The sequence below is a fragment of the Kitasatospora sp. NPDC058406 genome (assembly GCF_042722765.1).
Lineage (GTDB): Bacteria > Actinomycetota > Actinomycetes > Streptomycetales > Streptomycetaceae > Kitasatospora.
In genome coordinates, this window is sequence record NZ_JBHXKE010000076.1 from 10,072 (window position 1) to 36,735 (window position 26,664).

General features: G+C 71.9%; 28 protein-coding genes. 15 read left to right on the plus strand and 13 right to left on the minus strand.

Annotation, left to right across the window (positions count from 1 at the left end):
* Window positions 1–134 precede the first annotated feature (134 nt).
* The 3 genes from ACFWOG_RS17105 to ACFWOG_RS17115 all read right to left on the minus strand — a co-directional run bounded on the left by ACFWOG_RS17105 (window position 135) and on the right by ACFWOG_RS17115 (window position 4,824).
* A complete protein-coding gene (locus tag ACFWOG_RS17105) occupies window positions 135–2,228 on the minus strand; it encodes a chromosome segregation protein ParM (RefSeq protein WP_380359221.1) in 2,094 nt (697 codons plus the stop codon).
* Window positions 2,229–2,396: 168 nt separating this feature from the next.
* The gene (locus ACFWOG_RS17110) at window positions 2,397–2,810 is read right to left on the minus strand and encodes a conjugal transfer protein TraB (protein WP_355406327.1); all 414 of its coding nucleotides are present in this window, start codon (window positions 2,808–2,810) and stop codon (window positions 2,397–2,399) included.
* 22 nt (window positions 2,811–2,832) lie between these two features.
* Window positions 2,833–4,824 (minus strand): hypothetical protein, encoded by a 1,992-nt coding sequence (locus ACFWOG_RS17115; protein ID WP_380359224.1) that lies wholly within the window; start codon window positions 4,822–4,824, stop codon window positions 2,833–2,835.
* On the opposite strand from ACFWOG_RS17115, the gene ACFWOG_RS17120 reads away from it, so the two are divergent.
* Complete coding sequence (locus ACFWOG_RS17120) at window positions 4,792–5,205, plus strand: hypothetical protein (RefSeq protein ID WP_380359227.1); 414 nt, start codon at window positions 4,792–4,794, stop codon at window positions 5,203–5,205. The genes ACFWOG_RS17115 and ACFWOG_RS17120 overlap by 33 nt on opposite strands.
* A gap of 259 nt (window positions 5,206–5,464) precedes the next feature.
* Here the strand turns inward: ACFWOG_RS17120 and ACFWOG_RS17125 are convergent, their stop codons facing one another.
* The 10 genes from ACFWOG_RS17125 to ACFWOG_RS17170 all read right to left on the minus strand — a co-directional run bounded on the left by ACFWOG_RS17125 (window position 5,465) and on the right by ACFWOG_RS17170 (window position 11,773).
* Complete coding sequence (locus ACFWOG_RS17125) at window positions 5,465–5,665, minus strand: hypothetical protein (protein ID WP_355406333.1); 201 nt, start codon at window positions 5,663–5,665, stop codon at window positions 5,465–5,467.
* 101 nt (window positions 5,666–5,766) lie between these two features.
* Window positions 5,767–6,249 carry a hypothetical protein gene (locus ACFWOG_RS17130; RefSeq protein WP_355406335.1) on the minus strand — a complete coding sequence of 161 codons (483 nt, stop codon included), beginning with the start codon at window positions 6,247–6,249 and terminating at the stop codon, window positions 5,767–5,769.
* Between the two features lie 233 nt (window positions 6,250–6,482).
* Window positions 6,483–8,294 (minus strand): DUF2637 domain-containing protein, encoded by a 1,812-nt coding sequence (locus ACFWOG_RS17135; RefSeq protein ID WP_380359232.1) that lies wholly within the window; start codon window positions 8,292–8,294, stop codon window positions 6,483–6,485.
* A gap of 32 nt (window positions 8,295–8,326) precedes the next feature.
* On the minus strand, window positions 8,327–8,878 hold the full coding sequence (locus ACFWOG_RS17140) for a hypothetical protein (protein ID WP_380359235.1): 552 nt from the start codon (window positions 8,876–8,878) through the stop codon (window positions 8,327–8,329).
* A gap of 72 nt (window positions 8,879–8,950) precedes the next feature.
* On the minus strand, window positions 8,951–9,211 hold the full coding sequence (locus tag ACFWOG_RS17145) for a hypothetical protein (protein ID WP_380359238.1): 261 nt from the start codon (window positions 9,209–9,211) through the stop codon (window positions 8,951–8,953).
* Window positions 9,212–9,342: 131 nt separating this feature from the next.
* Window positions 9,343–9,621 (minus strand): hypothetical protein, encoded by a 279-nt coding sequence (locus tag ACFWOG_RS17150; protein ID WP_380359241.1) that lies wholly within the window; start codon window positions 9,619–9,621, stop codon window positions 9,343–9,345.
* A gap of 73 nt (window positions 9,622–9,694) precedes the next feature.
* Complete coding sequence (locus ACFWOG_RS17155) at window positions 9,695–9,946, minus strand: hypothetical protein (RefSeq protein ID WP_380359243.1); 252 nt, start codon at window positions 9,944–9,946, stop codon at window positions 9,695–9,697.
* 286 nt (window positions 9,947–10,232) lie between these two features.
* A complete protein-coding gene (locus ACFWOG_RS17160; RefSeq protein WP_380359245.1) occupies window positions 10,233–10,400 on the minus strand; it encodes a hypothetical protein in 168 nt (55 codons plus the stop codon).
* 5 nt (window positions 10,401–10,405) lie between these two features.
* Complete coding sequence (locus ACFWOG_RS17165; protein ID WP_380359248.1) at window positions 10,406–10,840, minus strand: hypothetical protein; 435 nt, start codon at window positions 10,838–10,840, stop codon at window positions 10,406–10,408.
* Between the two features lie 174 nt (window positions 10,841–11,014).
* Window positions 11,015–11,773 (minus strand): hypothetical protein, encoded by a 759-nt coding sequence (locus tag ACFWOG_RS17170; RefSeq protein WP_380359251.1) that lies wholly within the window; start codon window positions 11,771–11,773, stop codon window positions 11,015–11,017.
* Window positions 11,774–12,086: 313 nt separating this feature from the next.
* Here ACFWOG_RS17170 and ACFWOG_RS17175 point away from each other — a divergent pair, with 313 nt between their 5' ends.
* The 14 genes from ACFWOG_RS17175 (at window position 12,087) to ACFWOG_RS17240 (ending at window position 25,888) form a co-directional block, all read left to right on the plus strand.
* Window positions 12,087–12,851 (plus strand): GntR family transcriptional regulator, encoded by a 765-nt coding sequence (locus tag ACFWOG_RS17175; protein WP_380359254.1) that lies wholly within the window; start codon window positions 12,087–12,089, stop codon window positions 12,849–12,851.
* Window positions 12,852–12,861: 10 nt separating this feature from the next.
* On the plus strand, window positions 12,862–14,040 hold the full coding sequence (locus tag ACFWOG_RS17180; RefSeq protein WP_380359257.1) for a type III PLP-dependent enzyme: 1,179 nt from the start codon (window positions 12,862–12,864) through the stop codon (window positions 14,038–14,040).
* Between the two features lie 464 nt (window positions 14,041–14,504).
* Window positions 14,505–15,875: a helix-turn-helix domain-containing protein gene (locus ACFWOG_RS17185; RefSeq protein ID WP_380359260.1), complete on the plus strand. Its 1,371-nt coding sequence runs from the start codon at window positions 14,505–14,507 to the stop codon at window positions 15,873–15,875.
* A gap of 91 nt (window positions 15,876–15,966) precedes the next feature.
* The gene (gene dnaB / locus ACFWOG_RS17190; protein WP_380359263.1) at window positions 15,967–17,625 is read left to right on the plus strand and encodes a replicative DNA helicase; all 1,659 of its coding nucleotides are present in this window, start codon (window positions 15,967–15,969) and stop codon (window positions 17,623–17,625) included.
* Window positions 17,626–18,239: 614 nt separating this feature from the next.
* A complete protein-coding gene (locus ACFWOG_RS17195) occupies window positions 18,240–18,557 on the plus strand; it encodes a hypothetical protein (protein WP_380359266.1) in 318 nt (105 codons plus the stop codon).
* Window positions 18,554–18,853, plus strand: a complete 300-nt coding sequence (locus tag ACFWOG_RS17200; protein ID WP_380359268.1) for a hypothetical protein — start codon at window positions 18,554–18,556, stop codon at window positions 18,851–18,853. Before ACFWOG_RS17195 ends, ACFWOG_RS17200 begins: the two co-directional genes overlap by 4 nt.
* Before the next feature lie 158 nt (window positions 18,854–19,011).
* Window positions 19,012–19,161, plus strand: coding sequence for a hypothetical protein (locus tag ACFWOG_RS17205; RefSeq protein ID WP_380359271.1), 150 nt, complete (start codon window positions 19,012–19,014; stop codon window positions 19,159–19,161).
* Between the two features lie 992 nt (window positions 19,162–20,153).
* Complete coding sequence (locus tag ACFWOG_RS17210; protein ID WP_380359274.1) at window positions 20,154–20,699, plus strand: MarR family transcriptional regulator; 546 nt, start codon at window positions 20,154–20,156, stop codon at window positions 20,697–20,699.
* A gap of 19 nt (window positions 20,700–20,718) precedes the next feature.
* Window positions 20,719–21,027, plus strand: a complete 309-nt coding sequence (locus tag ACFWOG_RS17215) for a replication initiation protein, RepL2 (protein WP_380359276.1) — start codon at window positions 20,719–20,721, stop codon at window positions 21,025–21,027.
* A 368-nt stretch (window positions 21,028–21,395) separates the two neighbouring features.
* Window positions 21,396–21,611 carry a hypothetical protein gene (locus ACFWOG_RS17220; protein ID WP_380359279.1) on the plus strand — a complete coding sequence of 72 codons (216 nt, stop codon included), beginning with the start codon at window positions 21,396–21,398 and terminating at the stop codon, window positions 21,609–21,611.
* A 289-nt stretch (window positions 21,612–21,900) separates the two neighbouring features.
* Window positions 21,901–23,607, plus strand: coding sequence for an acyltransferase (locus ACFWOG_RS17225; protein ID WP_380359282.1), 1,707 nt, complete (start codon window positions 21,901–21,903; stop codon window positions 23,605–23,607).
* Between the two features lies 1 nt (window position 23,608).
* Complete coding sequence (locus tag ACFWOG_RS17230) at window positions 23,609–24,229, plus strand: hypothetical protein (RefSeq protein WP_380359285.1); 621 nt, start codon at window positions 23,609–23,611, stop codon at window positions 24,227–24,229.
* A 137-nt stretch (window positions 24,230–24,366) separates the two neighbouring features.
* On the plus strand, window positions 24,367–25,230 hold the full coding sequence (locus ACFWOG_RS17235) for a hypothetical protein (RefSeq protein ID WP_380359288.1): 864 nt from the start codon (window positions 24,367–24,369) through the stop codon (window positions 25,228–25,230).
* Window positions 25,231–25,339: 109 nt separating this feature from the next.
* Window positions 25,340–25,888, plus strand: a complete 549-nt coding sequence (locus tag ACFWOG_RS17240) for a hypothetical protein (protein WP_380359291.1) — start codon at window positions 25,340–25,342, stop codon at window positions 25,886–25,888.
* Window positions 25,889–26,664: the final 776 nt, after the last annotated feature.

The window sequence follows — 26,664 nt, forward strand, 5'->3', positions numbered from 1 at the left end:
GGGTGTTGCCCTACCCGGCGGGGGGGGCGGGGTCGGCCCCCCCGGTTCGGGGGGGGGGGGGGGGGGGGGGGGGGGGGGGGGCCATGGGCGCGGCGGTGGTCCGGACGGGTCCGGACCACCGCGCTGTCGTTCGGTCAGGCGCCGGTGAGGTGCTTGATGGCGTCCAGGGCCTGGCGGGGGGAGGTGACGGTGTCGTGGCGCGGGGCGCCCTTGCCGCCGCTGCGGGGCTTGCCCGGGCGGGGTGAGCCGCCGCCCTGGTTCTCGTCGTCGGTCTCGGGGCCGAACTCGCCGGGCCTGGGGAGCTCGTTCTGCCAGTCGAACCACAGGCCGCGGGCGTCGAGTTCGGCGATCTCGTGGTCGGTGAGCCGGGTGATCGTCTCGGGGAAGAGGTGGTCGACGGGCTGGGAGAAATCCATGTAGAGGGTGCGCAGGACCTCGGGCTTGCGGCTCTCGACGATCCAGCCGACGCCGCCGGTGTTGGAGTCGTTGGGGGGCTCCGGCTCGCCGCGCATGATTCGGTCGATGCGCCCCTCCTCCGCCCTGGAGAAGGAGCGGGGCAGCGGGTCGGGGATGTCCTCACTCGCGATGCCGAGCTCGCGGAACACCGTGGTGATCTTCTTCGGCGCCACCTTCAGCACGACCGGGATGCAGTTCTCGCACAGGTTCTCGCGCAGCAGCTGCGTGAAGCCGTCCTGGACGAAGAAGGACTGACCGGCGATCTTCTCGCCGATGGCGTACTTGCGGCCCTTGACGGAGATCTCCTCCGCACCGTCCATGATCGCCGGGCCGTAGGTGCCCTCCCGGGCGGCGGTCAGGAACTCGTCCCAGTACACGGACAGCGGCGCGTACGGGCAGCCGGGCAGCCGGGGGTCCCAGTCGTGCAGCCGGCCGTCGGCCCACGGCATCGCGGAGCGGATCTCCATGAGCGCGAGCGCCGCCCGCATGGCCCGGACCATGTACAGCTCGCCGGTGCCCTGGCGGTCGACGAACCGGCCCAGGGTGGTGGTCTTCTCGTCCGGGGCCTGCGAGGCGAGCCACACGACGGCGCCGTAGTTCGCGTCGGCGCAGACGAACAGCGCCATCAGCTGGGTCTTGCCGCCGCCTGACGGGGCGACCAGGAGGCCGTGGGCCGCGCCCCGGTCGGTGTGGACGCGGTTGCGGGCCGGCTGGCCGCTGGGCAGGTAGCCCACGACCCAGCGCCCATCGGCGTCGGGGGTGAGCAGGTCCCGGGTGGCCGGGTACACCGTGGCGAGCGGTGAGGAGTCCCACACCGACACCAGGATGTCCGAGCCGGCCGTGGTGACGAACACCCGGCCGTCCTCGGAGGAGACCTCCATCGCCCTGCACAGGGCGACCTGGTCGATCCGCGGCTCGGGCACCCCGTCGGGCAGGTGCGCCGTCCAGTAGGTCACGCCCCGCTCGTTGTTGCGGACCTTGCGGACGAACACCGACCCGGGGATGCCCCTGGTCGCGATCGTGTCGGCCCACCGCTCGTGGTCACTCGGCGCGGTGCGCCGGCGCTGGGCCTCGTCGGGGGTCAGGCGCACCTCCAGCCACCCCGGCCCGCCCTGACGTCCCGCCTGCTGGGTGACGGGGAGCAGGGTGATGACCCCCGGGGCGTCGGTGATGCCGAACGCGGCGGCGATGTCGGCCTCGCGCAGGCCGGAGATCGCCCGGCCGGGCTCGGACGCGCGCAGCAGCATCGTCAGGTCGTGCGGCATGCCCGGGTGGCGGTCGGCCTTGACGACGTGGGTGCGTCCCGGGCTGCCGGCGCGTTCCCACAGGGCCCGCACGCCGCGGGTGAAGGCGTCCGCGTGGGCGGCGGGCGCCAGGGCGGGGCGGGGGGCGGCAGCGAGCCGCGGGACGGGGGCGGGGGCGGTGATGGCGCGGCGCACCCGGCGCCGGGCGCCGCGCGACAGCGGCAGCACCGTCCAGCCGGCCGCCAGCCATCCGGCGGCCATCAGCGCGTCCCAGCCCCAGCCCGGGGTGGACTTGGCGGCGAGGTCGAGGGCGGCGGCCAGGGTGAGCGGGGACAGGCGCACCAGCCGGCGCCCCGCACCGTCCCCCTTGCCGAGGGCGTGCAGGGAGGCGGCGCCGCCGGCCACGCCGGCGAGCACGATGACGGTGCTGACCGGCCCCTGGGGGTCGAGGTTGGGGGCCGCGGCGAGGACCGGCGCGGCCAGCGTGTACGCGATGCGCTCCAGAGCGACGCTGCGGGGAAGGGACACGGGCTTTTCTCCTGGGGGGAAGGCGAAGGGCGGCCCCGCCGGGTCGGCGGGACCGCCCTTCGAAACGGGGGCCGGGGTGAGAAACAGGGGCTCGGACGAAGCCGGCCCCGAGGGACCGCCCGAGGGCGGACCGGGGGCGGGCCGGGGGCGGGCCGGGGCCGGGGGCGTTCAGTGGGCGAAAAAAGCGGGCTTGGGGGTGCGCTCGCGCCGCCCGGAGCGGACCTCGTCCAACCCCCCGTACAACGCCGAGTGCGCGGCGCGCGTCTCGTGGGCCAGCGCCGCGACCCCCTGGGCGGTCTCCTGCAACGCGCGGATCTCGACGATGGCGCCGCCCAGGGCGAGCGACACCATGTTCGTCATCTCGACGAACTTCTCGTCGAGCTCGGCGTACGCGATCTGCTCGGCCAGCTGAAGGGTCCGGTCCCCGTTCGCGCGCATCCGGCGCTGCAACGCCTCCAGCTCCGTCGCGGCGCCGTCCATCGCCGTGCCCAACGTCTTGAGCTTGTGCTGGACCGCCTTGAAACGGTTGTCACCATCCGTCGGCGCCACCGCCCGCTCCGGCCGCCCGTCGAGTTCACTCATCAGCGTTCCTCCCTGCCTTCTGCTAGTCGTGGTGAGCGGCGGCGGAGGCCTCGGTGAGACCCGCCTCGTCCATCGCGTCGATGTCCGCCCGGTAGACGCGGGCCACCGCGACGGCCGCCACCGTCGCGGCCTCCCCCGCCAGCTCGCACTCCTCCGCGCACCGCTGCGCCTGGATCTTCATCTCGGCCGCGGCGTCCGCCAGATCCACGATCTGGTCGGTGACCCGCGTGGCGATGTTGTGGTCGGCGACCAGATCGGCCGCCATCTCCCGCAGCGCGTCCGCGACCAGGCCCAAGGCCGTCGCCAGCTCCTGCGCCTGGTCCTTGTCGATACCGGCGGCGAGCGCGATGTTCGCGATGTCCACCAGGTACTCGTCGAACGTGATGTCGGTGCGGTGCTGCGCGGGCATCGTGCGCTGCTCCGGCACGTGCGCGGGCTGCGCGGTGGTCACGGCGTCCTCCTGGGGATCGGGTCTGGTGGTGCCGGGCCGCCGGGTGTGGGGCTCGGGGGCGCGGGGCAGGGCCTGCGGCTCGACGATCACCGCGTCCGCGATGTCCGCGTCCGCCGCGCCGCCGGGCGGCGCCGTCCCCGGCCCGGGACGGTCGGTACGGAACGAGGACACGAACACCGGCCCGGCCGGCCCCTCCTTCGCAAGCCGGGCCTCTTCGGCCGCCCGGGCCTTCTCCGCTTCCTTGGCTTCCTTCGCGAGCCGCGCCGCCTCCGCGGCCCGGGCCTTCTCGGCTTCCTTCGCGAGTCGCGCCTCTTCGGCGGCCTTCGCCTTCTCCGCATCCCGGGCTTCCTTCGCGAGCCGGGCCTCTTCGGCCGCCTTCGCCTTCTCCGCCACCCGGGCCTCCTTCTCCAGCCGGACCTCTTCGGCCGCCTTCGCCTTCTCCGCCTCCCGGGCCTCCTTCTCCAGCCGGGCCTCCTCGGCCGCCCGGGCCTTCTCCGTCTCCTTCTCCTCGGCGACCTTCGCCTTCTCCGCCTCCCGGGCCTCCTTCTCCAGCCGGGCCTCCTCGGCCGCCCGGATCTTCTCCGCCTCCTTCTCCTCGGCGACCTTCGCCTTCTCCGTGTCCTTCGCGGCCTTCGCCGTGTCCTTGGCCAGGTCGGCCTTCGGGTCATCGGCGCCGACGGCCTTCTCGCGCTCCTTCCTCCGCTCGGCCTTCTCGGCGTCCTTCGCGGCCTTGCGGCGCTTGTCCCAGCGGTGCCGGGCCTGCTGCGCGACCGCCGCACCGAGGGTGGTGCGCTCCGGATCGGCCGCCGCGGCCTCCTTCTTCGCCTTGCGCTCGGCTGCGCGCTCGGCCTTCTTCGCGCGGCGGTCCTGCCATTGGGCCTGCCGTCGCTCGCGGGCCTGGTCACGGTCCTTGGAACGGTCGGTGAGGCCGGCGGCCTGGGTGGTGGCGCGCCGCTGCTGCTGCGCGGCCTGGCGGGCGGCGGCCCGCTCACCGCGGCCCCCGGACCGCTCCGCGGCCGGGCCGGAGCCGCCCGCTTTCGGCTTCCCGGCGCCCGAAGAGTCCGGGCCGCCCAGGCCGTTCTGACGGCCCTTCGGACCGGCGCCGGTCTCCTTGCCCGGGCCCGGCTTCTCCCGGCCGCCAGCAGGGGCCCCAGAGCCCTTCCCGGCCCCGGTGTCCCGGCCCTTGAGGCCGGGAGTGGAGCCCGTGTCCCGGCCCTTGAGGCCGGGGGTGGAGCCCGTGTCCCGGCCCTTGAGCCCGGGGGTGGAGCCCGTGTCCCGGCCCTTGAGCCCGGGGGTGGAGCCCGTGTCCCGGCCCTTGAGCCCGGGGGTGGAGCCCGTGTCCCGGCCCTTGGAGCTGGGGGTGGAGCCGGTGTCCTTGCCCTTGAGCCCGGGGGACTGGTTCGTCCCGCCGGTGCCGCCGGAGCGGCCGACCGGGCCGGGTCCGGAGGGCGAGGGCCGGCTGCGCCCGCCGTCGGCACCGGGGCCGGACGACTTGCCCGCGGCCTTCGCGGCGGCGGCCTCGGACTTGCCGTGCGCTGCCGCCCGCTCCGTCTGGGCCTTCACCCGGGCCTCGCGCAACTTGCCCTGCTGCCCGAGCAGACCGACCTCTCGGTCCGTTTGCGCTTCGAGCCGCGCGATCTGCTGCGCGATCTCGGCCTCACGGAGCGGGGATTCCGTATCCATTCGCCGCTGCCCCATCGCGATGCGGTGGTCCAGCCAGTCACCGAGCCGGTCGGCGAGCGAACGCTGGACGACGTAATCGCCGCCCCCGAATTCGCCGCCTTCGTATTCGGCATTCCCGATTTCACCGGAATCGGAATGGACGGCGGTGGCCGCATTCCTGTGGGCCGCCAATACGGCCGCCGGGTCCATCGGCGCCGGAATGACCGGAACGGCCGGGAGTTCCGTTGTCCTTTCCTCCTGCCTTTCCGGCGGGGCCGGTGAATGCGCCTCCTCCTCGGCCACGGCGTCGCGGTAGGACGCGATCGGCGGCGGCACGTACGAGGGATCACCCGCGCCGGGGAACGTCAGCACCCTCCCGCCGGCGCCGTCGTCATCGTCGTCGGACACGTCGTCTCCATTCGTTGCAGGGGGTTGACAGACAGTGGCCTCTTGTGTGCACGCGTGTGCACGGGCACGTGTGCACGCGATACGCGCGCGAGGCCCCGCCGGCGCCCGGCGGGGCCTCGTCGGTCACGGATCGTCACGCGCCCGGGGTGCGGTCCACGACGTCCTGCGCGTACCGCAGGAGGTCGCCCCACAGCCGCTCGTCGCCCGCCGCCCGCTTGCGCATCGCCTCCCGGAAGAGGCGGAGCACCAGCGCGAAGCCGGCCCACGTGTCCGTGCGGCCGAACTTCACTTCCTTGCTGATCTGCGAGCGGGTGACGCGGAGCCAGAATTCCATCGCGCCCTGCTCGCCGCGGGATTCGCGGGCTTTCGCTTCCTCGTCGATATACCAGTCGCGCCGGGATTCCGCTCGGCGTTCGGCACTGGTGAGGGGCCGCGTCACGCCGACCGCCTGTCACCCAGGTCGTAAATCGACGCGGGAGCAGCATATCCCGAATCCGGACCGCCGGGAACCCCCTTTCCGATTTCCGGGGCGGGCGCGGCGGTCGGGCGGTTCTTCTTCTGCGCCTTGGCCTGGGCCTTTTCCTTTCGCTTTCCGGGGAGGGAATTCACGTCGTCGGCGTGGGCGCGGCGCTTGAACGTGGTCTTCTCCAGGCCCTGGGTGAGGGCCTGGACGTGGCTGAGGACGTCCTTGAGGGCCCGCTCCACCGGCAGGGCGCGCAGCCGGGCGTGGTAGAAACGGTCGCCCTCCACGTGGGTGGCGCGCAGGTGGACGCGGGTCTCGTCGCGCAGGGTCTCCAGGTTGGTGGCGATGCCGAGCAGGACCAGCTGGATGCTGGCGAGGTAGGCGGCGAACGCCTCCGGGCTCTGCGCGATGCCGCGCAGCGGCGCGGTGACGTCCTCGGTGTCGTGGGGGTTCATGCGGTCCTCCAGGGACGGTCTCGGACCGGCCGGGGTGGCCGGGTCGGTACGTGTCGGCCGGACGGCCGTGACCGCCCCCGTACCCACCCGGTGCGGGGTGGTCGGGGACGGCTACGGGCAGCCGGACGGATGGTGCTGTGACGTGCCGTTCGCCCTGCGGGGGGCGGGTCAGGTGGTTGGATGGAGGCCCGGACGGGGGCGGTTTGGTCGCCCCCGTCCGGTTCCGTGTCCGCTCACTCCTGGGCGCCGGCCTCGGCCAGGCGCTCGGCGAGGATCTGCCGGGCGCGCTTGCGCCGCTCGCTCGCCGTGGTCTGCGCCACCCCGAGCTCGCGCTCGATGTAGGCGAGCGTCACCACGCCCTCGCCCTCGGCCCCGATCCAGTCGGCGACCTTGCGCGCCTCGCGCTCCGCCGGGGTCAGCCGGGCCTTCGCCTCGGCTTCGGCGGCGGCCTCGCGGTCTTCGGCGGCCCGAAGCTCGGCGGCCGCGGCCTTCTGCGCCGTGAGGGCGGCGGCCAGGCGCTGCTCCTCCGCCAGGCGCTCGGCCTCGGCCTTCGCGGTGGCGCCGGCGGCCTGCGCTTCGGCAGCCTTCCGGATCGCTTCGGCGGACCGAAGGTCCGCTTCGCCGGTCCGGAGCCTGGCTTCGGCCTTGGCCCGCTCGGCCGCCGCGGCGGCCGCCTCGGCCTCCTTGTGCTCCTTCTCCGCCCGGGCCTTGTCGGCCCCCACGCGGGCCGCCGCGGCGGCGGCCTTCGCCTGCGCTTCGGCCGCCCGGACCTGTTCCTGCTCCTGCTCGTCCCAGCGGGCGATGCGCTGCTCCCGATCCCACGTGAGCTGGGCTTGTTCGGCCTCGCGGCGGGTGCGGGCGAGAGCGGCGTCCGCCTCGGCGGCCACCTTCAGGGCGTCCGCGTCGGCCTGCGCGGCGATCCGCTTGGCCTCGGCTTCGGCCTCCGCTTCGCGCAGCCGGAGCGCCGCTTCGGCCTTGCGAAGGACCTCCGAAGCGGCCGATTCGGCCTCCGCCCGGGCGATCTCCAGCGCCGCCTTCGCGGCCGTCTCGTCCACCTCGGCCTTGGACCTGGCGGCGTTGATCCGGGCCGCGGCTTCGACCCGGCGAAGCTCGGCTTCGGCTCGGCGAAGCTCCTCCGCCGTTTGCGCTTCGGCCTTCCGAAGCTCAGCTTCGGCTGCGCGAAGGCGCTCGGCGGCCTCCTCGGCGGCCGGCTTCTCCAGCGCCTGTTCGACCGTGAGCCCGTAGGGCGCCAGCGTCAGCGGCAGCAGCTCGTTGGCCCGGGCCTTCTTCTTCCAGCCGCGCTTGCCGTACTTCTGCCGCAGACGCTCCCGGTAAACCTGGCGGGCCTGGAGCAGCTCCAGCGCCTCGGCGTAGGAGGTGATCTCCCACAGCTTCATCTGCCGGGAGATCGCCGCCGTCGCGAACGGGGCGAGGATCCAGCGGGAGAACCTGATCCCGTCCATCCGCTCGCGCCCGTGCACCGCGCCGATGTGCGCGGCGTAGATGTGCGCGGCCACCTCGGAGAAGACGACCCACAGGAACACGAGCGCGGCGTGGCCGAGCTGGCTGGGCAGCGTCGACGCGGCCTGCCAGTTCAGGTAGACGGTGGCGGCAGCGCCCAGACGCGGCACCCACTTCACCCAGGCCAGCTCGCTGTCGGCCTTGATGAGCACCAGGTTGATGATCGAGAAAGCCAGGATGCTCAGGTCGAGGCCGACCGGGAGCATCCACGGGTCCTCCCACGCCCAACCGCCCTTGGCCACCGGCAGCGCCGCCTTGCGCTCCAGCGCCTTGTAGGAGGCCATCAGGCCGATCGTGGACACCCCGGCGGCGAGCAGGCCGCCGGCGCCGGCGAGCGTCCAGTCGCCGCCGCCGAAGTCCAGGCCCCTCTTCTTCCCGGCCGCCGCGACCGGCGCCTGGGTCCCGGCCGGGGCGCCGGCGGTGCGGTCCTGGACCGGCAGGCCCAGCGTGTTCAGCGGCCGGCTGCTGCCGTTCACCGCGGCCGGCGGGGCCGGCGGCGGCGGGCTCTCGTACGTCGTACTCATGCGGATCCGTCCTCTCGGGGAAGCGTCCGGCGTCAGGCCGGCCGGCCGACGCGCGGGGCGCGGTAGTCAATGCGGTCGCCGCCGAGCAGCCCCAGCAGAGCGGCCAGGCTCGTCACCGGCTCGGCCTGCGGGTAGCCGCTGTGCAGCAGGACGATCAGCGCGTAGCCCGGGTAGCGGGTGGCGCGCAGGGTGCCGGCCGCGCGGTGGCCGGGGTGGTAGTGCAGCCACCGGCCGGCGCCGAGGTAGTGGACGGCGCTGCCGTCCGGCAGACCGGTCCACCGCTCGGCCATCGCCAGCCCGAGCGTGTTCTCGGGGTCGAGGTGCTGCTCGGCGAAGTCGGCCGCGTGGATCTCGGCCTCGTCGCGCACGCCGGTGTCGACGTGGCGCAGGACGGCGGCCAAGTCGCCGTCGACGGGCGGCTGCGGCGGCTCCCAGCCGGCGGCCTGCGCGGCGAGGAAGGCGGCGGCGGCCTCCAGCTCGCCCTCGACGTCGAGCAGACGACGCCGGGTGGCGGTCCAGGTGGTGGTGCGGATCAGACGGAACACGTGGTCCTCCTCGTGGTTGTGGCGGGGTGCGTCGGGCACCGTCGAACACCGCCGCCCCACACCCGGTGGAGCTGGGCGGGGGCGGCGGCGAACGACAGCAACCGGCGCGGGTCAGATCCGGTTGGGCTGGACGTCGAAGAACAAGGTCGAAGCGCCGGCCAGGTGCGGGGTCTGGCGGACCATCTCGCCGATCAGCCAGGCGTAGACGTCGTGGCGGCTCATCCCGGTCGGCGAGCAGTGGCCAGAGGACGTGAAAACCATGTAGCCGACGCCGTTGGGCATCGGCTTCTGGAGGGTGAGGACGTAGTGGTGGGTGCCCTGCTGCGGGACGGAGGCGGCGGGGGACTGGTCGGGGGCGGCGGTCTGAGACATGGGTTCTCCCGTAGTTGGAGGGGCGGGGCGCTGACGTGCGTCGGACACCGTCAGACGCCCCCGCCCCGCGCCCGGTGGTCCGGGGCGGGGCGGCAACGTCCGGCAGTGCAGAGGGGTGCGGTGGCGGCGTGTCAGACCAGATCGAGCGGGATGCTGGTGACGGTGCTCTCGCTGTAGGTGCCGCCGGCGCCGTGGAAGTGCACACGGTTGCCGCTGGTGCTGGTGCTGGTGCTGTTGTGCTGCGGTCCGTTGCCCACGTTGATCGGGCCCGTCGCCGTGCCGATCTGAACCACGGCCCCGGCCACGGTCGCGACCTCAGCCGAGTTGCGGATCTCCTGCTGCGCCATGTGCTGCCTCCTCGTCGCGGCCGGGACGACCCCGGCCTGCTGGTGCTCCTGGTCGTCGGGCACCGTCGAACCCCGCCGCGCCCCGCCCGATCGGTTCGGGCGGGGCGCGGCGGCGAACGACAGCAACCGCCGGCGGTCAGACCCGGGCGGCGAGGCGCCGGAACGCTGCGGTCAGGTCGGGGTGGGCGGCCTCGTCCAGGACGTGCCGCTGCTCCAGGAGCGCGCCGCCGGTGGCCGGCTGCTCCAGGACCGGGTCGGCCCAGGCCGCGACGTCGCGGGCGTCGAGCTCGTCCATGTAGGCGACGTACTCGGCCTGGTCGGCCTCCTCGTACGCGGCGAACATCTCGGCGAGCTCGGCCTGCCGACGCTCGTACTCCTCGGACGTCATCGGGTGTGGTCCTCTCTCTGGGGGGCACCGCCGGACCAGGCCGGCGGCGCGAGGGGTGAGGGGGCTGGGCTACTTCTGTCCGCCGGCCTTCTCGGCCTGGGCGCGCTGGTGCATCTCGCGGGCCCGGCGCAGCAGCTCGTCCATCTGCCGCTGAGTCCAGGCCTGGTCCTCGGGGCTGCTCACCGGCCGCCCTTCTTCGAGGTGACCGGCGGGTCGTCCTGCGGAGCGGGGGTACCCGGGTTGCCGCTGCCGCTGAAGGACCGGACGGTGGCGGGGTCGCTGATCGTCACTTGGTGTCTCCCTGGGCGGCGGCCCGGCTGGCGGCCTGCTGCTGGCGGATCTGTTCGGCCTGCCGGCGGGCCCGCTCGGCCGCCTCGGCGGCGGCGCGGGCGGCGGCCATGTTGGCCTCGGTCTGGGCCTGGAGCGCGGCGATCCCGGGGTTGAGGTACGACATGGCGGTCAGCCGGCCATCGGGAGCGTGCGGAGAGTGGCGACGGCGGCGGAGACGGTGGCCGGGAGCGGTCGGACGGTGCGGATCGTGGCGTGCGGCTCGGTGTCGGCGAGGTCGTCCAGGTCGTCGAGGTCGATGACGACCTCGCGCAGCGCCTCGCTGGCGGCCAGCGACCGGGCCCGGACCTGGCGGACCTTGTCGCGCAGCAGGACGAGCAGGCCGTCCAGGCCGCGGGCGCCGTCGGGGTAGAGGCCGGCGGCGACGTCGTCCCACACCGCGTCGGCCAGGTCCTCGTCGAGGTCGGCGGCGGCCGGGCCGAGCGCGGCGAGCTGCTCGGCGGCGGCCGCGAGCAGCCGGACCGAGTAGCGGCCGTACAGGTCGTCGAGATCGTCGGTGGTTCGCAGGCTCGCCGGGGCGTCGCCGGGTGCCATGATGGTGTCCACAGGTCGTGTCCTCTCGTCTGGGCAGGTGGGCAGGGACGGCCGAACGAAGGCCCCGGGGCTGCAATCCCCGGGGCCTTCCTGCTGCTCTGTGCTGCGAACGAGCAGCCACAACGGCCCCCGACCCATGTGCGCGGGTCGGGGGCCGCTGTGGCGGTTCGTGCTGGTGTCGGTGGGTCAGGCGGCGGCGCGTTCCTTGCGGATCGGGCTCGCCGCGAGCACCGCCTCCGCCCGCAGGGGCTGCGTCTCGGTGTCGTAGGGCTCGATCACGATCCCGGGACCGTAGACACGGCGGCGGGTGTCGCCGTGTCCGGCGGCCGCCTCGGTCCGACGCTCCAGCGCGGCCTGCTCGGCCGCCGGGTACCGCTCGGCCCACAGAGCCTGACGTCGCTGGAGCTGCTCATGGGCCTGGATGCTGTCCTCGTCCCGCTGCTCCCGCTCGTCGCGGGCCTGGGCGGCGAGGCGCTCCGGCTCCTGGCGCAGGAGCTCGATGTAGGTGGCGCCCAGACGCCGACCGTCGGTGCAGCGCCTCTTCGGGTCGGCGCAGGCCGCGCATCGGCTGCGGTGCCCGACGTACGCGGCGTGGGCGGTGTCGGCGGTCGGCTCGGCCGGGGCGAGCTTGGTGATCGCCGGGGGCTGCGGCGCCTTGACCTTGCGCAGGACCTTGGTCGGCCGGCGGGAGGCGGTGTCCGCGACGCCCTCGGCGAGGGCCAGCGCCCACTTCTCGGGTGTCACGTCCCGCTCGACGCGCTGCGCACTGGCCTGGCAGTACGTGGACTCGTCGTCGAGGGTGTGCGGCTGGATGCGGCCGCGGTTGATCCGGCGCCACCGCGAGCAGTCGGGGCAGACCAGGGCGGCCGGGCGGCCGGGGGTCATCTCGATGTGGTGGGGGCGGAGGGTGCTGAGCCGGAGAGCCGGCCGGGTGTTGCTGCGCATCACGGTCTCCCGAACACGAAGGGACGGACGGGGCAGGGGCTGTGTTCTCCACACCTCACGAGCGACGGATCGTCCGCGAGACCTGGGCAGCACAGCTGCTGGTGGTGCTCCTGCGGGCCTCCGGGGCTGATGGTCACCTTCGGCACAGAACGCAGGCAGAGCTATGAGGATGTTTTGCAACCCCAGATGCCAAACGTTTGGCCTCTGACGCATCCACAGCATGCACCAACCCCCCTCGACTGTCAACAGAAGCCAAACGTTTGGCGTTTTGCTACGATGCAGCTGTACGCCCAGCCGACATAAGGAGACTCCCGTGGAACCAGGCCAGAGGACCGGCTATCGCGACATCGCGGCCGCGCTCCGCACAGAGATCACTTCCGGCGTCTATCCGCCGGCCTCCCTGCTGCCGCCTGAGTCCCAGCTGGCGACGCGCTACGGCGCATCTCGCAGTCTCGTAAACCGCGCACTCGGCCTCCTGGCGGCCCAGGGATTGGTGCGCCCGCAGCAGGGCAGGGGAACGATCGTCACCTGGCTGCCGCCGATGTTGCACTCGGCCGCCCGTTACTCGCAGGCCACCCGAGAGCGCGACGGCGCGCGTGGCGCGTTCGACTCCGAGGTGAAGGCGCTCGGCTTGGAACCGCGCCACGAGATCGCCGTGGAGCGTGCCGAGCCGCCCGCCCACATCGCGGACGCCCTCGGTCTGACCGCTGGCGAGGCCTGCCTGGTGCGACGACGCCGCCTTCTGGCCAGCGGCATTCCTGTCCGGATCAATGCAAGTTGGGTTCCTCTCACGATCGCTGGCGACACCGTCCTCGAAGATCCGGCTCCCAACATCACGGGGGGTATCAAGTCAGCGCTGGCAGAACTCGGTCATCGCCAGACGGCGGCCTGGGAACGGATCATCCCGAGCCGCCTGCCCAGCGACGCCGAGGCCGCACTCCTGGAAATCAGCCCGGAGAGGACGGTGACCGACATCCTCCACGTGGGCCGAACCGCGGATGGGCGGGTCGTCGAGGTCACCACCACGGTGACCCCGGCCCACTACCTGACCGTCGAGTACGACATCCCGCTGTCCTGAAAGGCTCCTCATGATCACCCCCGCCGTTGCCGCCGAAGCCTCACGCTTGGGCGACACCGACCAGCTGCCCGCCTTCGTCTATGACATGACGGCACTACGCGATCATGTCGCCGCAGTACGCAACGCGTTGCCGACCAGCACGGAGATCTTCTACGCCGCAAAGGCGAACCCTGATGCACCAATCCTTCGCACCGTGGCCCCCTTCGTAGACGGCATCGAAGTAGCGTCCGGCGGGGAGCTTGAGCATGTCCGCAAGGTCCTGCCCAAGGCCCGACTCAACTTCGGAGGCCCTGGCAAGACGGACTCGGAGCTCCGACTGGCACTGGCCCTAGGTGTGGAGCGCATTCACGTTGAAAGCCCGTACGAGCTGACCCGCCTCGCCGCCATCGCTCAGCAGGCGGGGCAGAGCATCGACATCATGCTCCGAGTCAACCTGGCCACCACCCGGGCCGGTGCCGCCCTCGCAATGAGCGGACCATTCGGGATGGATCCCGAACTCATCCAGAGCTGCCGAACCATTCTGGCGGCCTCCCCTGAACTGCGGCTGCGGGGTATTCATGCGCACCTCGCCTCAGGCCTGAACGCCGCCGCCATGTTGCAGCAGTCCGCCGCGATCCTCGCGTGGGCCCGACCGTGGCTCGCCGACTCCGGGGTGTCCAATCCCGAGATAAATTTGGGTGGCGGCATGGCCGTTGACTACATCGACCCGACTGATGTCTTCGACTGGGCGGCCTATGGGAAGGGCCTAGCCGCACTGGCCAGGCCCTCCGAGACGCTGCGCATCGAACCCGGCAGAGCCATCACCGCCTACGCCGGCGCGTATGTCACCCAGGTTCTGGATGTGAAGCGCGCGCACGGCGAGTGGTTCGCAGTACTCCGCGGCGGCACCATGCAGCTGCGGACCCCCGTAACAAAGGGTCACAATCAGCCCCACGTCATCATCAGCCGAGGCCGCTCAACAGGGCCGTTCGTGCACGGCGCGGCCGTGACCCTCGTCGGACAGCTGTGTACCCCCAAGGACGTCTTCGCCCGGAGCGTCGAGATTGATCACATCGCAGTCGGTGATGTCGTCGCCTTTGCCATGGCTGGGGCCTACGGATGGAACATCTCCCATCACGACTTCCTGATGCACCCGAAGCCGGCCTTCGTGTACCTGGGCCTCGACCAGATTGGGCACGCGGGCGTGTGACCGGCCCTGGTCAGGTCCCTGCGGGGATAGGCTCGACCGGACGTCCGCCCGTGGGCGTCATCTAGTCCGAAAACAGCGAAGCGGCCCCCACTCGCCAAAGTTGGGCCGCTGCGCTTCGCATATAAACCCCCACGTGGGGAGCCGTTGTGGTTCGACGGTACCAGGCTTCCCCAGTTCGGTGCGAGAGACACCCGTCTCATCTCATCCGAACTGGCGGACAATGTCTGGTACTGGAGGGATGGCAACGGCGGAGAGGCAGTACTCCCGTTGCACAGCCCCGTCACCCTGCGGAGCCGCCGCGTCACTGCGACCCGTCCCGCAGGCCCCACCACCGGCGTGAACGTCCACCAGCCCGGCCCGCCCCAGAAAGCCGACCGCGACCACACCGCCCCGACCCGCACCTCCCCGCCCGCCGACCAGGCCGGGCTGCTCCCGGCAGTCTCCGCTGGTCCGGCGGTGGCCCGATGAGCTTCCTGTCTGTTCAGTGGGCTGTCGAGCACTCGCCCGTGTCGGACCCGTACGAGCGCCTGATCCTGATCGCGCTGGCTCGCCGTTCGAACGGCGACGGGACCGATGCCTACCCGTCGCGCAACACGATGGCCAGGTCCGCCCTGTGCGACAAGTCCACGGTCACGCGGCGCCTGAACGCGCTGGAGGACCGCGGCATCATCCGGGAAGGCGACCAGCAAGCGGCCTGGCGGATCCCTGAGGAGTTCAGGCCGAAGGTGTACGACCTGATGATCCCCTTCTCCTTCTACAGCCCCGACCAGATGGAGAAGGTCAACCAGGAGCGCGTCGACCGGGGCTTGAGACCGCTGCGGGCCGAGGACCGGCCCGACCTCGCGAAGGCGCCAGCGAAGAAAGCGCGCGCGGACAAAGGGACAAAGCGCCCGAAGAAGGACACCAAGGGCGCCTCGACGGATCCCGCGAGCACCGAGGGGGGTGCTTCAAGCACCCCGGGTGCTTCAAGCACCCCCCCTGAGATTTCGCCCGATTCGACCGAGTTTGACCCGGGTGCTTCAAGCACCCGGGTGCTTGAAGCACCTACCCCGGGTGCTTCAAGCACCCCAACTCTGTCCTTTAACTCTGTCCTCTCTTCTTCTCCGGACCTCTCCGATGACGCTGCCGTCCAGGCAGCCTCCGCCGGGACGCAGAAGAAGAAGAAGAAGATCGACACCGAGAACAGCGACAGCGAGCAGGCCGCGCCTTCGGCGGCGGCGCGGCCTGCTGCCGAGGCCGGTTCGGTGCCCGGGCCTGCTCCGGTCGCCCCGGACGAGGTCGGCGGGCCGGAAGGGGAGCCGGCTGCCGCCGTGGGCCGGATCGTGGCGGCCTGGTCGCAGGCCCGTGTCGAGGCCGGGGTCGGTGCGCACCGCCGCCAGGGCGCGTTGGAGGAGTTCCGGGTGTCGGCCGCCGCTCTGGTGAAGGCGGGCAAGTCGGTGGACTGGCTGATCGCGGTGGCGCGGTGGATGGCGGTCGAGAAGCCTTCGTGGGTGGGTCTGGGTGAGGCCACGAAGGCTCAGTACGTTGGTGCTCCGGCCGAGCCGGTTGCGCAGTCCGTCCGGCGTCGGCTGGTCGACCCGTGCCCGTCGCACCCGAACCTGGAGGCGGCCGGCTGCCGTCAGTGCGCGGCGGACGAGGTCGTGGATCGCCAGCGTCGGGCGCTGGATGCCGAGCGCGGCATTGACGACGAGTCGGCCCGCGCGGTCCTGGCGGCGCTGATCCAGCGCGGCAAGAAGCCCCGTACGACCGCTGACCGTGGTCGCGAGGCGGCGGCGCGCCAGGCGGAGGAGGCCCGCCGTCAGTCCGTCAGGCGGGCCGAGTACCTGGCGGGCTGACCTCCGCCGTTCCCCGTTCCGAGCAGCACGACGGCCGCCGGTTCAACCTCGCCAGGCCCCGGCGGCCGTCCGATCCCTAGGAGAGATCACGATGAACGTACCCGATCAGAAGACCACCGGTCCCGACGGCCCCGCCGACCCCGACGCTCAGGCCGGGACGGCGGAGCACGACTGGAGCGGCCCGGAGCCCGACAACGACTTCGGCCCGCAGAGCGCCGTCCCCGCGCCCCGTACTGGGTTCGGCCGACCCCGCCGCCGACGCCAGGCCGGCGGCGACGGCGAGAACAGCGGGGACGGCTTCGAGCGCGTGCCCCCGCAGGACCTCGCCGCCGAGCAGTCCGTCCTCGGCGGCATGCTGCTGTCCAAGGACGCCATCGCCGACGTGGTCGAGGTGCTCAAGCCGGCCGACTACTACCGGCCCGCGCACGAGCTGGTCCACAGCGCCATCCTCGACCTCTACGCCCGCGGCGAGCCGGCCGACCCGATCACCGTGGCCGGCGAGCTGACCAAGCGCGGCGAGCTCCAGCGGGTCGGCGGCCCGGGCTACCTGCACACCCTGGTCAACTCCGTCCCCACCGCGGCCAACGCCGAGTACTACGCCCAGATCGTCCACGAGCGCGCGGTGCTGCGCCGGCTGGTCGAGGCCGGTACCCGGATCGCCGGCATGGGCTACGCCGCCGAGGGCGACGTCGACGAGATCGTCAACGCCGCCCAGGCCGAGGTCATGGCCCTCGCCGAGCAGCGCACCGACGACAACGCCGGCCCGCTGATGGACGGCATGGACATCACCATGGGCAAGGTCGAGGACCGCAAACACACCCGCGACCGGATCACCGGCGTGCCGACCGGCTTCGCCGACCTCGACCAGCTCACCCAGGGCCTCCACGGCGGCCAGTTCATCGTCATCGCCGCCCGCCCGGCCCTCGGCAAATCCACACTCGCCCTGGACATCGCCCGCTCCGCCAGCATCAGCCACCACCTCACCTGCGCCCTGTTCTCCATGGAGATGAGCCGCGAGGAAATCCAGCTGCGCGCCGTCTCCGCCGAGGGCAAGGTCGCACTGCACCACCTGCGCTCGGGCGACATGACCGACGAGGACTGGGTGCGCTCCAGCCGGGCGATCAGCCGTATGACCGACGCCCCGATGCTGATCGACGACAACCCCGTGCAGTCCACGCTGTCCATCGCCGCCCGCTGCCGCAAGGTCAAGCAGCGCCGCGGCCTGGACCTGGTCATCGTCGACTACCTCCAGCTCCTCCAGGGCGCGGGCCGGCGCGCGGAGAACCGCCAGCAGGAAGTCAGCGACATGTCCCGCAACCTCAAGCTCCTCGCCAAGCAGCTCGGCGTGCCGGTCATCGCCCTGTCCCAGCTCAACCGCGGACCCGAGCAGCGCACCGACAAGCGGCCGATGGTCTCCGACCTGCGTGAGTCCGGCTCGATCGAGCAGGACGCCGACATGGTCATCCTGCTCCACCGCGAGGACGCCTACGACAAGGACTCCCCCCGCGCCGGCGAGGCCGACTTCATCGTCGCCAAACACCGCAACGGCCCCACCGCCACCATCACCGTCGCCTTCCAGGGCCACTACAGCCGGTTCGTCGACATGACCCGCGACGAGGAAGTCGGCCGGCGCTTCACCGACGACACGTACGAGCCCGACTTCACCCCCATCGGCGCCATCGAAGCTGGGCCCGCCGACACTGCCCGGCGGACCCCCGGCTCCAACCTGGCGTCAGACCTCGGCCTGTAGGAGGCGCGAGAAAGGCCCTGAGCGCCCTCTGACGGCCGGTCACCCCGGGGCCGGACATCGTTTTGCCCGGCCCCGGCGTTCGCTCGTTGTCCTCCCTGTGCTGTGCCCACAGCGAGGATCACCCCCGCAGGTGCGGGGAACAGTCGCCGGAGCCGGTGTGGACGGGCCCGGTGGCGGGATCACCCCCGCAAGTGCGGGGAACAGTACCTGAGCTGGAGCAGGTCAGGGGATCACCCCCGCAGGTGCGGGGAACAGCGGACCTGATCGACCCGGTCGAAGTCCTCTGCGGGATCACCCCCGCAGGTGCGGGGAACAGAGTTTCTGACCAGCGACTCTATGGCCCGGGAAACTGGTTCTGTGTAAGTTTCGCTGATTCGGTCATATCGGGTGGATGCCGTCGTACTGGGTGGTCGTCCTCTGTGGGACTCGGCCTGGGGGCCGGACGGTTCAGGGCGTCTCGCCCGACCGTGACGTCATGGCGCTGGGGACGGCCGCGCACCAACAGTCCGGCCGCGGGGCCGCGTGACCGGGACCGCCCCAACCAGCACCCGTCGACCGCTACCGTCGACCATGCGGCCGCCGTCCCGGCGGCCGCCACCCAGGAGGAGGATCAGGTGACCACTCAGCCCGACCACCAGACCCCGGCCGCCCCGAGGCCGGCCACCCTGCACGAGCTTCGCACCGCGCTCTCCCGCTACGGCCTGCCCGGTGACCGTGAGCAGTTCGAGCAGGACCTGGCCGCCGCCCTCGACTCCTCCCTGATCGGCGACCTCGCCGCGGTCGCCGAGGTGATCGCCACCTACCGCCACCGCCTGGCCCTGCGCACCAGCCCCAACGCCATGGCCTCCCTCGCAGCGCCCATCGGCGGCCAGAAGTGGACCCCGGCCGCCGACGTCTTCGCCCGACTGCGCGCCACCGGCGGCGACCGGTGACCGACGCTCAGCCCGAACAGCCGACTCCGCTGCACGTCTTCCTCTCCGACGCCGCCGAACAGGCCCTGGCCGCGCTGCGCCCCGGCGAGCTGGACGCCGTAGAGAAGATCGTCGAACGCCTCGCCCTGTACCCGCGGCTCGGTATCCCGGTGCCCGGAGGCACCGACCCCGAAGTCGACGACTACACCTTCCGCACCGACCCGGCCTCCGACTCCGGTGACCGCATCAGCGTCGTCTACCGCTACCACGAGGGCATGGCCTCGGTCTTCGTGACGTGGATCATCGCCGGACCCTGACCCGACAGCACCGCCACCCCAGAACATGGCCGGCCCCTCACGCTCGAATCGCGAGGGGCCGGCCTTCAGCGTATGCACACCTTCCAGCCACAACCGGCGATCAGCTCCCCGGCGACCCTCAGGCCCGCCATCCTGGAGGCCAGCTTGGGAGGGGACAGATGGACTTCGAGTACGACTGCTGGTCGTGCGACGCGACGAACTCGGTGTACGGGGAGCCGTTGGGCTTCTTCAGTGTCCACAGCTACCGATTGCCGTCGGAGTGGACCTGCTACTGGTGCGACGCGATCAACATCACCCCTGACGACTGACCTCCCCCTCGCTCTCCTCCACCCCGGCCGGTGACCGGCCCTGCCCTGCCGGACGGCCGGGCACGGGCGGCAACCTGGTCACCGTCGCGGCCCGCCGGCCCGGGCCTGGCTGGGCGCGGCGTGCTCCGCCCCCGCACCCGTGGCCAGCGCCCGGATGCGCTGGACCATCCGGCTGCCGCCTGGACTGCGCCATCGACGCTACGCGCCGACAGCGCACCGGTCGGGCCGCGGGCGGCCCGACCTGTCCAGTTGCCCTTCGACCTGGTGGCGGATGCCCGTGCCGACGCGGGTACCTACCGGACCCGGCCTGCCCGAGCGCGACGGCCTGCCCACCACCGAGCACAAGCCCAGGTCACCACCCACCTGGACGAGATCGCGAACGCCACCAGGACGACCGACAGCAGAGCTGAGGCCCGCCGACGCGGACCTGCGGACCGGCCGGGCCCGTCACCACCGGGCCAGCCCTGCACGGGCGCCCGCCTGGTGATCCATGAGCGCGGAAAGGGCCGTCAAGGCCCGGTCGCGGCGGCAGCCGCGATTTCGTGATCGGCGCGGTACACACCCGTCGATGCGGCGAGGAAGTTGGCAACGGAGCCTGACCCGGGCGGCGGCAGCGGCAGGCGAGGTAGTCCGCCGGAGGCACCGTGCCGGTGGCCAAGGAAGCGCTGCTGAGCGTTCATGAGACCCCCACCGCCGTTGCTGATCAGTGAGCCGCACATGCCACGGAATATCAACGATAGAGGGTGCAGAGACCAAAAGTGGCTCTGACCTGGGAAAACAATGGTTTCTGACCCGATCCTGGGATCGGATGACCCGATCCTGCGATCGCTTCACCTTGCCAATGGGTACATGTATGCGACACGAAGGCGAGCCGACCCTGGAATCGGCTCGCCTTGCCGATTCGTACATGTAGGGTGAGTGCACGCGATCCGACTCCAGGATCGGATTACCTCCACACAGCATCAAGGTCGCACGAGGAACGGAGCAGCCTGATGGCCCACCGGCCGACCCGGCTCATCTACACCGACACTGGCGAGCCCGTTCCGCAGGCGGATTTTGGGTACGGCGGTGCGTACGGGACGTTCAGCCTCGTTCGCTTCGTGTCGCTGTGCTCCCGGGCCTCCGGCCGCACTGACGCCGAGATCCGGGTCGTCACCTGGTACTGCGGCGCGACTCTGCTGAAGCCGGAACTGGTGAATCGGACCGTCACGGACATCGGCAAGGAGCTGGGCTTCTCTCCCGACGCGCTGACCCGGATGATCCGCAAGCTGGTCAAGGACCGTCTGCTGCGCAAGTCGGGCAGCGTCGGGCGCAGCCCGTTCTACGAGATCACCCCGTACCTGGTCTTCCGGGGTAGCGGCTACGCTCACCGGGAGGAGCTCAAGGGGTGGAATCCGCCTCACATCAAGGGCCTGACCGAGGAGCCGGAGGGCTATCTCCTGGTCACCCCGGCTGAGGACGAACGTGTGCAGCCGGAGAACTTCCTCACCCACATCAACTCTGCGGCCCGTGCGATCCGGGCTGTACAGAGTGCTTGAGCCGAGGAGAATGGCAACCGTGAGCGACATCCGTGACGAGGTCCGCGCTGTGGTCGGTCGCACCAGGGACCTGAACCCCAACCAGCGGCTGCTGCTGGCTTTCTATGCCACCCTGCCCGCAGGCAGGACCGGTACCCAGCAGACCGGGCAGGCTCTGGCCGAGGAGATGGGGTGGGCCCCCACCGTCTTCTCTCGCATCCGCAAGGAGCTCGTCGAGGCCGGCTGGCTCGATGAGTACGACCGCTTCAACAACGTCCGCTACTTCCGGCTCAGCGACCATGCCCTCGGGCGCCGCCCGAAGGTCGTCCGGCTTCGCAACGTTGGCTGACTGCCAGCTCCGTCCGGCACCGGCTGACGAACTGGCGATGCGGAATGTGGGTTAGAAGCCCCCAGAAGTTGTCGCCTCGGATAGCCCGCCGGCCGTAGCGACCACAGCAGACGGCTTGTGCCTGAAGGGGCGGGTTGCTGCCCGGTCCGGCCGTTGTTCTGTGGCGGGTCCAGGACCATCACCGGTGATCGCAGAGACTTAATCGCTCTGTTCTGAGGATCTGAAACAACCCGCTCTGGCCCTGCTGGCCAGGGCCAGGCCGCTATCACTGCTGGTAGTGGTTTGGCCCTCCCAGCAGGGTCAAACCGCTACCACTGGTGATAGCGGTTTGGCCCAGCTCGCCCGTGTGGGCTGCCAGACTGGCGATCATGACCGACCGTCGACCGCTCTCTCTGCCCGCCTTCTCCGAGCCCGCCGCCGACGCTCCCGTACCCGCCCGGTCGGGCGGGCGCCGGCTGCTGACGGTGGAGCAGGGCGCCGACTTCCGCCAGCCGCCCGGGGAGAGCGAGCCCACAGCCGCCCTGGCCTGGCGCCCGCTCGCCGCCGGTGGCCTGACCTTCTCTGACCCAGATCGGCAGATCTGACCCGCTCCGGCCGCGCTGTACGGCGCAAGCCGATGAACGGGCCCACAAGCCCCGTCGGACCTCGCCCGCAGACGCCCGCCGCCGCAGGACCGTCCGCTCTGTCTCCTGACTTGCCCCGTGCGACGTTCGACCCTCGGCAGGCCCAGCACCACATGGTGCTGGGTCTGCCGGCTGTGTGGCTACAGGTAGCGGGAGGCGCGCCGTCACCGACCAGCCCTACACCACTCGATGCAGTGAATCCGCGCCGAATCTATGGAAATTCTCCATGCAGAATTGATAGAGTGCCAGCATGGCACTCAGTACCTTGGAAACGCTCCGGCTCACCGTGGCCGCCCTGCGGCAGCGCACCGGCGAGAACCAGGCACAGCTCGCGGCCGGCATCGGCCTCACCCAGGACAAGGTCAGCCGGCGCCAAAGCGGCGCCCAGGCGTGGACCCTGGACGAGGTCGACGCCCTCGCCCGGCACTGGGGCCTGGCGCCGCTGGACCTGCTCGCCGGCCCCACCCGCGCCGCCGAGTCGATGACCTGGCCGCCCAGCACCGCCGCACCACAGCAGGTGCCGGTGCCAGCCACCTTCGCCGCCGCCCCGGCCGACACCACCGGGCAGCCCGCTGCCGCCGTCACCGAGCAGCCGGCCCCCGCCGCCGGGCCCGTCGACTACGACCGGGGCCCGGACGGCGAACCCGCAGAGCACCCCGCCGCGCCGTGCGAGCAGTGCGGCCGCCCAGTGCGCCACCGGATCGCGGGCCGCCCGGTCCACCTCGGCGGCTGGTGCACCCCCGCCACCGTCGACGCCTCGGGCGCCGGACCCGTCCAGGCCGCTCCCGCCGCCTCGGTGGCCGCGCTCGTCCAGGCCGCCACGGCCGAGAACAGCACGCCCGCCCCCGTCCCGGCCGAACAGGCCCCCGCCGCACCCCCGGCGCAGGCGCCCGCTGCCGCTGTGCCCGGCCGGGCCGCTCGGCCGGCCTCCGCCCCGTCCGCCGCCGCGTCCCGCTCGGAGTACGCCGGGACCGGCCGGGACCTCGGTTACTACCTCGACATGATCACCTCGGCCGTTGAGCAGGCCCTCGAAGAGCACGACGGCGACACCGAGGCCGCCACCACCGCCCTGGAGAAGCGCGCCATCCCGAACGGAATGGCCCTCTTCGATGCCACCCGGGTCGGCGGGAATTACGAGCACACGGTTTATCCGGACCGCCTCGAATTCCTCTCCAAGAAAACCCGCAGCGGCGCCGACGACGTGTGGGAGGGACGCCACAAGTGGGAGAACACGCCCCTGATGGAGTCGGTCCGCCGGGGCGACCCCGCAGAGGTGGCGGTGGACGTCCTGGACACCAACGCCGCCTACTGCAGCGCCCTCAAGACACACCTGCCGATCGGCGCCCTGGTCCACCAGCCGGACGGTGGATTCGACCCGAAGCGCAGCGGCATCTACCTGCTGCCCAAGCGCCCCACCTGGGAACACCCTGACCTGCCCGACCCGATCGGCAACCGCCACGAGACCGGGCCCGTGCTCCTGGACGGCGCCACCGTGCGCCTGCTGATCCGCTGCCACAAGCTCGGCCTGGCCGACGCCCCCCACATCACCGAAGCCTGGACGTCGGGCTCCAGCGAGGGCCTGCTGGAGAAATTCCGCAGGGTCCTCACCCAGGCCCGCGAGAACGCCATCGCGGACGGCGACCAGATCACCGAGAAGTACGTCAAGGCGATGTACGCGAAATTCGCCTCCACTATCGGAGAATCCACTTTCAACCGGGACATCCGCCGACCCGACTGGATGCACATCATCCGCTCCCAGGCATTCGCGAATCTCTGGTACAAGGCGCACCGTGCCCACAAGGCCGGTATCGTGATTGTCCGGCTGCGCGGCACCGACGAATTGCACGTCACCGGCGAAACCGACTGGCGGAGCGTTTTCACCGAGGGCCGACTCACCACCCAGATGAAACTCAAGGACCAGTACACCCTGCCTCTCACCCGGAAGCGGAGCGCCTGAAATGTCGACCGACGGATGGAAGAATTTCGGACGCTACGGCGCCGACCGCGACCCCGGAAACGTCCACGGCAAATACGCCCTCGGCCGGGCCCTCGAAGACGCCCTGGAGCGCATGATCATCGAGGGCGGAATCAAGTCCCCGCCCACCACCCGCCGCGGCCTGACCGCCCGCATGCGCTACCTCATGACCCACAAGGGCGGCGCCCAAGCCCTCGCCGACGCCGGCATCACCGCCGTCCCCGCCACCCTGCGCGCCTGGACCAAGGGCACCCAGCGCCCCCGCCCCGCCAACCTTGAGGCGATCGACACCGCCTACTGGAACCTGCGCGCCGCCAACATCCTCAACAGCCCCGCGGTGTTCAAGGCCCACCTCAACAACGCCGGCCGCGGCACCAAAGTCGAGATCCACCCCATCAACCAGGACGTCGTCGACGAGAACCGCCGCCGCGACAACCTGCGCATCCGCCCCCTGCAGGTCCGCTACGTCTGGGACGACGCCGTCGACGCCCTCACCACCGGCGACGCCGACAAACTCGCCGAGATCTGGGACGACATCATCAGCGACCTCGACAGCGACTACGGCGCCTACCAGTACGTCTCCCACATCGGCCTCGGCGCCTGACACAAGGGATCCAAGGATCCAAGCCCCGACCCGAGAGGCCGGCCCCGGCCACCGGTCCGAGGCCGTGGCGACCACCTCCCAGCGGCCACCACCACCAGGTGGTGGCCGCAGCCGCACCACCAGAAGGAGAGCAGCCGATGACCCTGCCCGTGTACACCTGGTGGGGCGAGGTCCCCACCCACCTCGCCACCCGCACCCGCCTCGCCGAACTTGACCTCCCCCGCCAGCCCGCCGGCCCCGCCCGCGCCACCATCGACACCCGCAACGCCCTGGGGAAGAAGGCGACGTTCGACCTGTACGACGTGCGCGAGTCGATCCCCACCCAGGCCTCCGCCGCGCAGCTCGCCGCGGCCGCCGCCCGCCGCACCAAGCCCCGCACCTGCCAGGACTGCGGCGCACACCCCGACACCCCCTGCACCCAGAGCGCCGACGGGCGGGCGCTGTGCGACACCTGCGCCCACATCGACCGCCTGCGCGCCCGCCAGCAGGAAGCCGCCGCCGACTCCCGGCAGGCCGCCGCCTCGGCGGTTGGCCTCCTGGACGACGAGCACCTGGTCGTCCTCGCCGTCGACTACACCCCGGGCGAGCCCACCGCCGCCGGAACCCCCCGACCGCCGGCCGCCGCCCGCATCACCGTCCTCGACCGCGACGGCGCCACCCTCCACGACCGCACCCTGCGCCTGACCGGCCCCCGCACCCCCGGCGCCCCCGCCCACGCCATCGACCCCGCCCCCGCCCTGGCCGACCTCACCAACCTCCTCGCCGAGCGCACCGTCGTCCTGTGGACCCCCGGCGACCTCGACCCCCTCCACGACGCCCTGCGCCGCCTCAAGCTCACCACCGCCCTGCTGCCCGAAGGCCGGGTCAACAGCCTGCGCCCGGCCGCCACCCAGTGGCGCGCCGACCTCGACCCGCGCACCGGCGAACCGCGTCGCCCCACCCCGCCCGGCACCGCCGACCGCCTCCTCCTCCTACTGCGCCGGGTCGCGGCCGGAGGGTAGCGGCCCCCGGCGCGGATCGGAACGGCCCGCCGCCAACCGCTGAATCAGCGGTCGGCGGCGGGCCGTTCTCCGGCAGGATCCGACTACTCATCACTCATCTGGAGGTCCCGTGAGCGACACCATCACCACCACCGGCCTCGGCGTTCTGCCGCACCAGGCGTACGCCGAGGCCGTGGCCAACATCGACGGCCCGGGCGGTCACCGGGCCCCCGACGACTGGTACACCGACCACGTCGCCGGCGAGCTGACCATCCAGCTCTGGTACCGGCGCACCGAACCGCGCCCCGCCACCGCGTCGGAGGCCGCCTCGATGCCCGCCGACCAGCTCGTCCCCGCCCAGTACGACGCGCACGGCGCCCGAACGGCGCCGGCCATGCTGTCGCCGCTGGTCGACGCCGAGCACTGGCCCTGGGGCCTCACCGTCGCCTGGGGAGAGAAGGAAGGGTGGCTCTGGACCGCACTGGTCAACGAGGACAGCGAGATCACCCCCTGGAGCTGGGAGCCGCTCCCGGTGCCGCTGCTCGCCTCCCCCGAGGCGCTGCACGCCGCGCTGGCGCCCCTGTTCGCCGGGCAGGTGGACGACCTGCCGGCGCAGACCGACGAGTGGTCCCCGCGCCGCCCCGACGCCCTGGCCGACCGCCTCGCCAACCGCCGCTGACGCTCCCCGACGGCCTGCCCCGGGGCACACCCCGAGGCAGGCCATTTCCACGCCCGGAACTCATGGGAAATTCGCATGGGACGGCAGAATATGAGGCGATACGGTTCTACCCGCAATTCGCGCGATATCGTGAACGGCCGATGGAAGCCGACCGCACCCGATTGCCGGATGCAATGCAGCAGACGCACGGCGGCTTTAGCGGGATCGGCTGACGGCGGATTGCTGATACAGGGTCGGGGCGGGAACTCGATGCTTTGTGGGATGGGCACCCCGCCTGTGGCGGGATCGGCTGACGGTGGATTTCTGATACGCCGCCACAATGGATCTGACGGCCTGTCATGGGCAGAATCAATGGCAGACCGGTCTAGACCACTCACAGAGGTGTAGACCACTGTGTGTCGGAGTCTGCACGAGAGGGCGAGGGGTTGCGCCCACCCCTGTTCGGTGACAAACTGCAACGACGAGGAGGGGCCGGCCTCCTCGCCCCGAACGGGCCCGCACGCCGAACACAGGCCCGAGGCCCCCCTCCCGGTCAGCCTGGCGCACGGAGTGCGCCTAAACCGCCACTGACCTGCACTTTTGCCAGGGCAGGGGAGCCCGGATCCGGCCCGAGGTGCGGAGCGCCGAGAGCCGGACCGGGCACCCGGCCCGGGGCCGGCCACCCCCCACCACACCCGGCACGCGCCGCACATCACTACTCTCCGCATCCGCGTGACGGAGTCACGCAACGTCACTCCGTCACGTTAGTGACGGCGCGTCATGTCTGCGGAGCAGAC